The organism is Pseudomonas sp. PB103, assembly GCF_009764635.1.
GTDB lineage: Bacteria > Pseudomonadota > Gammaproteobacteria > Pseudomonadales > Pseudomonadaceae > Aquipseudomonas.
This window is the reverse complement of the sequence record NZ_RWIL01000102.1, coordinates 67,447-73,790: the sequence shown is the minus strand read 5'-3', so window position 1 is coordinate 73,790 and position 6,344 is coordinate 67,447. Positions and strand designations below refer to the sequence as shown.

The following is a 6,344-nucleotide window of genomic DNA, read 5'->3' as shown; positions in this document are numbered from 1 at the left end:
CGAGAAAGTCGTCTTCCGGGATGGGCTTGCGTAGAGCTGACATGGTCGTCTCCAGAGTGGCGAGGTGTTGATCCAACAAAACTCGGATGCACTCATCCGCTCCGCTGGTTGCCGTTGGGCGCGGAGGGGAGTGCATTCGTACTTGTGTAGGGATAAGGAAATGCCGGTTACGTCTCCGGCGCCGAGTTCCACGGCCGTGTTCAGTTCGCCAGCGCTCGATGACAACCGATTCTGGGATTGATGCAGGTGGGCGGTTATAGGCCGCAGTTTCGTCCGCATCGGATTGCGATCTCGCTGAACTTCAATCAGCACCTCCTTCGCGAGCGGGCGCCCTGTCTGGAAGATCGCAAACCGATACGCTCTCATAGAGAGGAGCGGGCAGCAGCCTTGCAATCGGCTGCCGTCATTCGATGTACGTCTTCGCACTCAACAACGCGTACGCCGCTTTTTAGTCCGCGCTCAGCGTTGAGTCTGTTCGCCTCTCGGATGCAGGCATTCAGGTCGACATCAGCGAAGACCTGTAGCTCTCCGCGCAGGGTGATGTGGATGACCTTGTTCATCGTCTTGCCCTCGGTTGTTTTCCCAATGCACCCGTCACCAGGTGCATCAGTGAAAAATTCCGTGTTGCTCGCGCCTCCTACCAGGTCATTCGCCAGTTCGGTCAACACCTCGTCCGCCGTCGCAGTTCTGCGCGTTGGTAGCCTTTCGGGGCTATCGGATCGCCGGTCGCCAGTAGTGGCAGCGCGATTTTGTTCACCTGACTTCATCTCGCCCCACAGGTGTGGCCGGGGCTGACCTCCCAGCGTGAGCCGGGTAATCGTTTATGGCGCGGGTTGTTAAAGAGCGGCGGGTCTCTTGAGGCCCTGTCCAAGTGCAAGTGGACTTGCATTCATAAAAGCATGCTGGTGTTTTGAATGCAAGCAAACTTGTATTTATTTTTAATACTGTATGCGCATCCAGTAGTCAGGAGTTGGGTATGAGTAGCCAAGAAAAGAGCCGGTCGCAGAAGGACCGCCAAGTGGTAACCGGCCTGGAGCGGCTATCGCTCAGGGTGTCGTCGATGATCAACCATCCAGTTGCGCAGATTCAGCGATGGGTGACGGTCCACCGGCTGGATACAGATGGAGAGAGGGAGTGGAAGGAGGTGATGGGCCTACTGTCCGAGACGGAATGCATAGACATGACGTTCAATGACGACGAATCTGTGACGCTCAGGTGGGATCCTCAAGGCGAGGAGGAGCAAGTCTCTGAAGTCGAAAATCTGTTTAAAGCGGCGATGGAGGAGCCGGCTCCATTTTGACGGGCGCAAAAAAGCCCGCTCGTGTGCGGGCTATCTTTAATCAAGTGCGTTCAGCTTAGAAAGTGTTTTGCCACCGCACCTAGAGCGGCTGATGCAAGCGCGCCAATCACAACAGCGGCACCAAGATATTTCGCCATTGTCACCTTGATGCCGCTCACATCTTCTGCCACTTTTTTTGTGTCAGCCTTGATACTTCCAACATCTTTTTCGATTCGCTCGAACCTGGCCTCAGAAATTTTCTCTAGGGCCTTGTCACGCTCTGTCTGAGCGGCAAGGAATCCTGCAAATTTTTCGCTAAGCGCTGCATCTCTGGCTGATTGCTCCGCACGAAAAGACTCTTGGCGAAGATCAAGTTCGCGACGGATCTGCTCATCTCGGAGGGCTATCTCTGCTTTGTAATCACCGGAACGCTTTTCCGCGTCACGTTCCATTCGGTCTACACGGCGGTCCATCCGCTCTTCTATAGCGGACAAAACGGCGCTCATCTCTTCTCGAGTAATGTCATTCATTTCTTGAGTATCCGCAGTTTCTTTAGCGGTGTCACGCTTTTGATATGGGGTCGCCACGCCACCAGAATGTACTACTGGCTTGAACCCATTCATGCTTCAGGCTCTTCTGCAGTTGCTGTGGGCTTCGGCGTTTCGGAGAGCCATTTTTCCAGCACGTCGGTTCTATGGACTCTTACCAAGCCGCAGTTATCGCATTCTAGTTCGATCCTATATGAATCAATAAAGTTTCCAAACTCATCAACATCCCTTTTCAGATCACATATGTCACCAGTCGTGACAATGTTGAACATCTGTGCATTGCAGGCATAACAGGCACCTACAGCTTTGATCTCTACGAAAAATCGCACAGCATCGTCGTACTTTATGATCGGTGTCCCAGACGGCGTTTTGCGACCGACAATATCGCTACTCATTAGCTTCCCTTCGAGGCTTGGTGTTGATGCTTAATCAGCGAATAAGCTGTGATTTCTTACAAAAGTTGTGCGTTCCAAACCAACAGAACTCGTGCCTGTATGTAGGTGTCACTCGCCCTGATCGCTTGCGGTGGATGCCTATCGTTATCCGAAATCATCTTGATCTCATCATCACCAATCCACTGGAGACGCTTAATGTACAAATGGCCTTCCCACGAAAACATGTAGATACCATCGCCTACGAACTCCCGAATGCTGACGTCTACCAGTAGCGGGTCGCGATGCTTGATGGTCGGTGCCATTGACTGGCCCCACCCAGTCACCATTTTCAGATGGAAATGCTCTTTGAACTCCACACCCATCTCGCGGAGATGCCGGGGGCTTACTCGGACATCCTGCAGCATCTCTGGATAGTCATGCGGGATCTGGCCGCCGCCCATGGCTGCGCGGACGTCATAGTGGGCGATCCACACTTCATCACCGACAGCGCCCGGTCGGTAATAATCGACCTCGTCCGCGTCCCCAAGCACTACGTGCTGGGCTGCATCTTTCACTGCGTCAGCAATTTTCGTCCGAGCTTCATCGCTTAGGTTTTTTCCGTGCTTGGCCAGCATCGCGCTGACCAGGTCAGCGGATGATTTTGCCTCGGCGGCCTCTGGAGCTTGGGCGCCGCTCTTGCGCCGAGGTGGCTCGCCTTTTCCTGACAAAAGCCAGTCGACCGTCGTGTCATAGCCGTCGGCGAGCGCGATCAGGTTCTCGTTCTTGATGTTCTCGGTGTCGCCGGCGAACCACTGCCGCACAGCCTCATAACTGATGCCGCAGGTGGTCGCGATGTCTCGCTTCACACTCCGCACGCCAATGTCCGGCTTTCGGGCAAGAACAAGTTTTGTGATTCGTTCGGTCGTTTTCATGGCTGCAATCTACAAGAGTGCTTGTCAAGCATGCTTGTTTTGAATACACAAGCATGCTTGAATATGAGGAAGAGCAAAGGAGGTCGGTATGACCAAGTCGCAAGCAATCAAGCATTTCGGCTCCATCTCCGCCCTGGCAAAGGCCCTCAGCGTCACCTATGAGGCAGTCCGTCAGTGGGAGGTGGTGCCCGAGTTGCGCCAGTACCAGATCGAGCGAATTACCAAAGGCGCCTTGAAAGCCAGCCAGCAAGACGCTGCTGCGTAGTCATACCGCCGGTTCGATAGACGTTTTCCATTTCTGAAGCCAGGAGCATCGAAGCATGTACATGGATCCCAACCAAAAGCGCGCCATCCCGGTGAAGGTTCGATTTGAACCAGTGCTTGACCGGATTCTGCGCAAAGCCGCCACGAAGACTCGCATGCAGCATGCGACCTATCTGTACGAAATCATCGAGTGGGCAGTGGCCAATGGTGTGATCGAGGAACTGATGCAGGACAAACAAGAAGATATCGCGGGCTGAAGCCCCTTTGGAGGGCCAAATGACCGTTGAACTCGGGAAGTTGCCGCCTGATACGCGGCAGAAGGTAGAGGAGTTGATGCGCGCCAACGGTTGGAGCTTCAGCAGGGCGATGAACGAAATGTTCGAAGCGGCTGTGGCGAGTGGTGCGCTTTCAGTAGTCGGGCGAAGGAAGGCCAAGGTGCTTCATCTGGTGACCCCAATGAGGGCCTCTGGCAGGGACTCTTCAGGGTAATCCACAGGGCCTCTGCCAAATTCGAGACGAAAAAAAGCCGGGGTAGTGACCCGGCTCTCTTAAAACGCTTGTGGAGCAAATCATGCACCAATCAATTCAAGCGATCAATACCCCGGCCAGTGTCGCGACACAATTTGGCAACGGTGAAAACGTGTCGCGTACCACCATGTCGTCTCGCGAGATTGCCGATCTGGTCGATAAGCGACACGACAATGTGATGCGAACCATTGAAACGCTGCACGATCGGGGCGCTATCGGACTTCCTCATTTTGAGGAAGTACCAAACACCGGCCCCGGACCGCTTCTACTCAAGCAATACAGCATCGGCAAGCGCGACAGCTTCGTCGTGGTCGCCCAGCTAAGTCCTGAATTCACTGCGGCGCTCGTTGACCGCTGGCAGGTGCTGGAAGGGCAGATCGCCCAGCCGCGCGAACTCTCCCGCATGGATCTCATCCAGATTGCCTTCGAGGCGGAACAGCAGCGTCTGCAGCTGACAATCCAAGTCGAAGCCCAGGCCTCGAAAATCCACTCCATGGAGAACCTGTTCAAGGAAGGGATGACGCACACCCAATTCTGCAAGGGCCTCAATGGGGTCAACGTCATGCAGGTGGGCAAGTTCCTCGAAGGCCGCAACTGGCTCTACAACGAGAGCAAATCCGGCCTGCGCTTCCGTGTGGCTTCCTATGCCCGCGACAAGTACATGACCGAGCATCAGCACGAAGTCACTCCTCACGGCAAAGAGCCGTTCGTTTCCTTCACGCCAGTTCTGCTCAAGAAGGGCGCCGTGCGCCTGTACGACCTGTACCTGGCTGGCGAGCTGCCAATGAAGAAGACCTGGGACGGGCTGTTCACCCATGACAAAGCACTGAGGGCCGCGTAATGGCCGGGGACTGGATCAAAATGCGAATTGACCTTCAGACACATCCGAAAGTTTTCCGCATGGTGTCCGCATTGAAAGCGGACAGACTTCGGATCATTGGTGGACTGCACATTGCGTGGAGCATCTTCGACACCCATTCCGACGACGGTGTGCTGCACGGTTACAGTGTCGATGCGATGGACGCGGTGGTTGGCTGGCCGGGCTTTACCCAGGCCATGATCGAGGTGGAATGGGCATCCTTGCATGACGACGGAAGCCTTGTAATGCCTCGCTTTGACGAGCACAACGGTGCCAGTGCAAAGCGCCGGGCCAACGACAGCGAGCGCAAGCGCAACGACCGCAAAAACAACTCCGTCCGCAATGTGTCCGCAAGCGATGCGGACAAAACGCGGACCAGAGAAGAGAAGAGAAGAGAAGAGAAGAAAGAGCAAGATCAAAAGCAAGGTGCTGGCGCACTGGCGAAGTCTGGCAAATTCGATCCACTCACTGCCAAACCCGAGAACGTGTCCGAGAAGGCCTGGGCCGATTGGTGTCAGCACCGAAAGGAAATCCGCAAGCCTCTGACCGCCAAGAGCTGTGAGCAGCAGGCCAAGGCGTTGCTGGGTCATGCCGCGCCGGACCAGGTGCTGGCCACCTCAATCTCCAACGGTTGGACCGGCATCTTCCCGGACAAGATCGCCAACAACGTGCACCCGTTCCCGCAATCCCGCCACACCGGCTTCGCTGAACGCGACTACACCGCCGGCCTGAAGCAGCGGGAGGACGGCAGCTATGCGCTCTGAACCAGTCCAAGCCACCCCGGAACTGCCACCGGGCACTCGCATCCAGCCCGCTGAGTGCGAAACCCACGGCGACTACGAGCAGAAGGTCTATGCCGTGCTGGGCCGAGAGCTGAAAAGCAACTGCCCCGAATGCAGTCGTATCGCCCGGGAGAAATCCGAGGCTGCCGAGAAGGCCAACAAGGCGATGGAACTGCGCATGTCCCTCGCTCGCAAGCTGGGCGATGCGCTGATCCCGAAACGGTTTACCACTCGCACTCTGGGCAACTACGAGGCCAAGAATGAAGGCCAGCGCAAAGCCCTCCGGTTCTGCCAACACTACGTGCAGATCTTTGACGAGATCCTGAAGACCGGTCGCTGCATGGTCATGATCGGAAAGCCCGGTACCGGGAAAACGCACCTCGGCGCCGGCATGGCCAACGAGCTGCTGCACAACACCTCGCGCACGGCCGTGTACCGCACTGTCGGCGCAATCCTGCAGGCGATCCGCGCCACGTACGACAAGCACAGCGAACGCAGCGAGGCGGAAATTCTGTCGAGCCTGATCGATCCCGACCTGCTGGTGCTGGACGAGGTAGGCGTGAGTAAGGAGTCGCCGAGCGACTTCGAGCTGACGACCCTGTTCGCAATCATCAATGGCCGGTACGAGCAGGAGCGCCCCACGGTGGTGATCACCAACCTTGAGGCCAGCCAGTTGCCGGCCGCAATGGGCGATCGCTGCGTCGACCGTCTGCGCGAGGGCGGAATGATCGTTGTCCCGTTTGACTGGGAATCTCAGCGCGGCAAGGAGGGCTTCTGA

Annotated in this window: 10 protein-coding genes; 6 read left to right on the top strand and 4 right to left on the bottom strand. The window is 56.2% G+C overall.

Going from position 1 to position 6,344, the window contains the following annotated elements:
* Positions 1-362: 362 nt before the first annotated feature.
* The gene (locus EJA70_RS31155; protein ID WP_256677707.1) at positions 363-668 is read right to left on the bottom strand and encodes a hypothetical protein; all 306 of its coding nucleotides are present in this window, start codon (positions 666-668) and stop codon (positions 363-365) included.
* Positions 669-976: 308 nt separating this feature from the next.
* Here EJA70_RS31155 and EJA70_RS18880 point away from each other — a divergent pair, with 308 nt between their 5' ends.
* Positions 977-1,300: a DUF1654 domain-containing protein gene (locus EJA70_RS18880; protein WP_158832687.1), complete on the top strand. Its 324-nt coding sequence runs from the start codon at positions 977-979 to the stop codon at positions 1,298-1,300.
* A 50-nt stretch (positions 1,301-1,350) separates the two neighbouring features.
* Here EJA70_RS18880 and EJA70_RS18875 read toward each other — a convergent pair whose 3' ends face one another.
* From EJA70_RS18875 to EJA70_RS18865, 3 genes are read right to left on the bottom strand one after another with little or no spacing between them, the layout of a single operon-like run.
* The gene (locus tag EJA70_RS18875; protein ID WP_158832685.1) at positions 1,351-1,902 is read right to left on the bottom strand and encodes a hypothetical protein; all 552 of its coding nucleotides are present in this window, start codon (positions 1,900-1,902) and stop codon (positions 1,351-1,353) included.
* Positions 1,899-2,222 carry a hypothetical protein gene (locus tag EJA70_RS18870; protein ID WP_158832683.1) on the bottom strand — a complete coding sequence of 108 codons (324 nt, stop codon included), beginning with the start codon at positions 2,220-2,222 and terminating at the stop codon, positions 1,899-1,901. The genes EJA70_RS18875 and EJA70_RS18870 overlap by 4 nt, the downstream gene beginning before the upstream one ends.
* 56 nt (positions 2,223-2,278) lie before the next feature.
* Positions 2,279-3,133, bottom strand: coding sequence for a S24 family peptidase (locus EJA70_RS18865; protein WP_158832681.1), 855 nt, complete (start codon positions 3,131-3,133; stop codon positions 2,279-2,281).
* An 88-nt stretch (positions 3,134-3,221) separates the two neighbouring features.
* On the opposite strand from EJA70_RS18865, the gene EJA70_RS18860 reads away from it, so the two are divergent.
* The 5 genes from EJA70_RS18860 to EJA70_RS18835 all read left to right on the top strand — a co-directional run bounded on the left by EJA70_RS18860 (position 3,222) and on the right by EJA70_RS18835 (position 6,344).
* A complete protein-coding gene (locus EJA70_RS18860; RefSeq protein ID WP_009048019.1) occupies positions 3,222-3,398 on the top strand; it encodes a Cro/CI family transcriptional regulator in 177 nt (58 codons plus the stop codon).
* 55 nt (positions 3,399-3,453) lie between these two features.
* Entirely contained in the window at positions 3,454-3,654 is a 201-nt protein-coding gene (locus EJA70_RS18855; protein WP_039012569.1) for a hypothetical protein, read from the top strand.
* 314 nt (positions 3,655-3,968) lie between these two features.
* Positions 3,969-4,766 carry a Rha family transcriptional regulator gene (locus EJA70_RS18850; RefSeq protein WP_256677706.1) on the top strand — a complete coding sequence of 266 codons (798 nt, stop codon included), beginning with the start codon at positions 3,969-3,971 and terminating at the stop codon, positions 4,764-4,766.
* Positions 4,766-5,548 (top strand): Pyocin large subunit-like protein, encoded by a 783-nt coding sequence (locus EJA70_RS31150; RefSeq protein ID WP_256677705.1) that lies wholly within the window; start codon positions 4,766-4,768, stop codon positions 5,546-5,548. The genes EJA70_RS18850 and EJA70_RS31150 overlap by 1 nt, the downstream gene beginning before the upstream one ends.
* Positions 5,538-6,344 carry an ATP-binding protein gene (locus EJA70_RS18835; protein WP_158832679.1) on the top strand — a complete coding sequence of 269 codons (807 nt, stop codon included), beginning with the start codon at positions 5,538-5,540 and terminating at the stop codon, positions 6,342-6,344. The genes EJA70_RS31150 and EJA70_RS18835 overlap by 11 nt, the downstream gene beginning before the upstream one ends.